At 45.4% G+C, this 3,607-nt stretch carries 1 protein-coding gene; it reads left to right on the top strand.

Translation table 11 applies throughout. The features are described 5' to 3' along the window. Positions 1-256: 256 nt before the first annotated feature. Positions 257-3,607 (top strand): DUF5724 domain-containing protein (locus Q0R35_RS12910; RefSeq protein WP_295618708.1); only part of this gene is annotated, 3,351 nt, incomplete at its 3' end.

The following is a 3,607-nucleotide window of genomic DNA, read 5'->3' as shown; positions in this document are numbered from 1 at the left end:
TATCGATGACGAGCAGCAAGAGGATTTGACGGCAGATGTGGTTCTTACCGATCGTTCCGAACTTTTGTTTCTCCGTCTTACGCCGTTAGTTGGTGGTTGATTTAGGATATTTCGATCGATAATTAACTCTTAAATTTCGTCTGAACTATGATTTAGGATGATTTGATAATGGACTATAATTAGCTCCACAAGCCGATCTCAGTCTATCCATTCATCTGAATAATCATAGTTGGACAGTATATTACTTTATTTTTTTATGCTCAACCCCGAAATCGCTCAAGCCCGTCTCAAAGAATATCAAATCGCTAATTGGCAAACCGATCGCATCGCCAAACTAATCAAACTACCCGCTGAACTCAGATCGATCGGGTGCGGTATTTTCGGTCATGACGACAAAGGCAAACAAATTAAACGCGATGATTCGGCTACCGCGATCGAGCATAGCATCAAAAGTCTGGGCGAATTGAAACCTGTCGATCGACTCAAGATTTTTACCATTCTCTTCCCCCAATTCGCCCCAACCGTTGAAGCCACTTGGCAGAGCTTCCCCAATTGGACGTATCAAATGGGCTACAGCCGCCGCTCCTTCCGCGCACCCACGCTCGATGCTTGCAGTCAAAAACGGAGCTGGTGGTTGCAACGCTTGTTGGATGTAGTGAAGAGCTACGATGTCGATCTGCCTTGGTTGGCTAGTTGGTGCCCTTATTTAGGCTATAACGGCGACATTTTGGGCTATTTATTTGCAATAGCGATTGACGCTGGGGATGAACTAGGGCGAAAGATTTTTGATATTCTCATCGCTTCAGCCAAAGGCGAACATGAAATCGGCGCGATGGGGCGGCATGTAACTCGATCGCTCCTGCTGGCAAATCGCCCTGAAGGGTGGGAATTTGTCGAAAAGCTGTTAATTGCTGCCCAGCGTCAAGAAGGGCTGCGTCAAACGATTTTAGAGTGCGTAGATGAAGCACATCCGATCGCGTATCAGCGGATGTTGAAGCTGATTTTGGATGAGAATTTAATTCGGTTTGCGGCAACATTACGCGCGATCGATGTTTGGTTTGGCTTCGATTTGGATGTCTTGCAAGAGAAACCAGCGCGGGCAATTGTGGCGCAAGTTTTAGCATTTTTAAGCGATACCAACAAACAGCAAACCGCCCTCGCTAGCGATGATGCTCAGACGGTATATTTGGCTCTATGGTCGATCGCATTTACCGATGCAATTCAAGCGATCGAATCTGCCAAAACGCTCCTCCAACATCCCGCAGCCAGTCATCGGTTTGTGGCGATTCACTGTCTGAAGCAATTAGATTTATTGCCAGCCAAATTAGTAGTATTAAGTGCGATCGAAGATTCTGACGATCGAGTCGCGTGGTTAGCGTTAAATGCTAATGCTTATCCCAGCCAGGAATTATTAAAGGCTGCGCCGGAACTGTTCGATCGAATCGTTGCTATTTTCCCCCGTTGGCAAGTCAAATCCAAGCAATTAACCCCGCTAGTTTGGGAGTGGATGAAACTGAATGTTTCTCAAGAGGCTATCGTCCAGATTTTACGTGGATGGTTGGGCGATCGATCTGCTAAGTTGATGATTCCATATCTAGCCGCTGCTGAATCTTATCAACGGGCATCCATCGCCCAAGATCTCGCGAAGATTCAGCCTTGGGATGCAGAAATTCGCGATACATTATTTAACCTGACTGGTGATGCTAGTAGCTATGTGCGGCAACAGGTTTTAGAAATACTTACGAAATGCCAGATCGAAAAATCTGAAGCCGCCCATTTAATCGGATTGTTAACTCGCAAATCTAGCGATTTACGTCAGGGAATTTTGGGATTATTACTCAAACAACCAGATATAGATGCGATCGAGTCCGCCAGATTATTATTAGCGGCTAAAGACAAGTTGCAGCGACAAGCTGGATTGGAATTGGTGGCAGAATTAGTCAAGGGAAATCGCCTCGTAGATGAGTGCCAATCGATCGCTCAAACCTATCAAACCACACGCGGCGATAAAATTACCACTGCCGAAACTCAACTATTAGAGCGAATTTTTGTGCGTGAGTCTCAACCTGCAACCTTGCGAGATGCGTTGGGTTTAGTAAATCTTGCCGATTTGTATGTGCCGGAACCAGTAACTTGTAACAATCCTGTCGAACTAAATACGGCGGCGGCGAAAAGTACCTTGTTGGCGATCGATGAACTCATTCACAAACATAGTCAAACTCCAATTCAACTTGTAGATTATCAAGGCGAAGTCTCGGAGGAACTGTTAGGTAATTTGACTTGGGAATTTCCATCAATTAATGTAAGAGAGTTTTCCTTCGAGGAGAATTTAGAACGGTTGCCGTTATTAGAAGTTTGGGAAAACTGGTATCAAGGTAAAAGATTGAAAGACCCAGATGGGTTAGAACTAGTTCGGGCAGTCGCACCCCGATATCAGCAAGAAGAGGATGAAGAAACAGATCAAACTGGATCTATTTACTCTCAGCTACGTATTATCTTTCACAGATCGTTCGGCAAAATAGAACTGGATTTGCGCTACCCAGATTTAGTAGCTCGTATTGTACGCTGGCTAGATTATTTACACCCCCACCCTCAACGCATTGAATTTGCTCTCGATTTAATAGAAAACGTCTTAACCACTATAGATCCGATTAAATTAGAAAAATCGCTCTTAGGTAATCAGACAGGAGATAATTCCTATAACTGGGATCTAGAAGAATTTATTCAATACATTGAGGGCTTTACACAGTCTGGTGGAAATGATTCTGATAATTTTCGACGCTGGTGGAAGATAGCTAGTTGGATGGATGCGAGCGTCTATTACCTCTTTTTTGGTAGAAATCAAGCAATTGCACTAGAGGATGTGGTCAATGCTCATAGCTTGGGTTTTGCCAGTAGTGCAGATGTTATCTATCACATCTTAGGTAACAGATTTGAGCCACAGAGTCAGGAGAATATAACTCCCTTACAACAATTGAGGACGGACTTCTTCAATATTCAAAGGCTCACGCGGCGGAAAGTAACGGATTTAGATCCGGTCATGAATATCGCGATCGAATGTGCGAATCTATGTCGCGATCGCATCCTCGAAATTGAATGTCAACGGGGAGATTTACCCACGGCGGCGACTAATGCAGCACTGGCTTTAAGATCGATCGAAGGGATTGGCACGATCGTTAAACTATTGCAGAATTTAGATAATGCCACCTTCGTGCGCGGCTATAGTTACGGCAACCAGAGCAAAGCCGCCGTGATGAGCCACTTGATGCGGATTAGCTTTCCCGCTAGTAACGATACGCCTGTAGAATTTGCCCGCCAAGTCAGAGCCGCGAAAATTAGTGAAGAAAAGCTGATTCAATTCGCCTTCTTCGCGCCCCAATGGGTGAATTATATTCAACAAGCCATCGATCTCCCTGGTTTTGCCGAAGGTGTCTGGTGGATTCATGCCCACACTAAAGATAGTAACTGGTCGGTAGAACAAGATGTGCGAGAAATTTGGGTAGCGCAAATTGCCGAACGCACCCCGCTCTCGGCGGCTAGTCTCGTCGATGGAGCCGTTGATGTGGAATGGTTCGGGCGGGCATATGCGACTTTGGGCGCAGCACGC

Source organism: Chamaesiphon sp. GL140_3_metabinner_50 (genome assembly GCF_025361915.1).
Taxonomy (GTDB): Bacteria; Cyanobacteriota; Cyanobacteriia; order Cyanobacteriales; family Chamaesiphonaceae; genus Chamaesiphon.
Note: the sequence above shows the minus strand (reverse complement) of the source record. Positions and strands in the feature narration are given on the sequence as shown.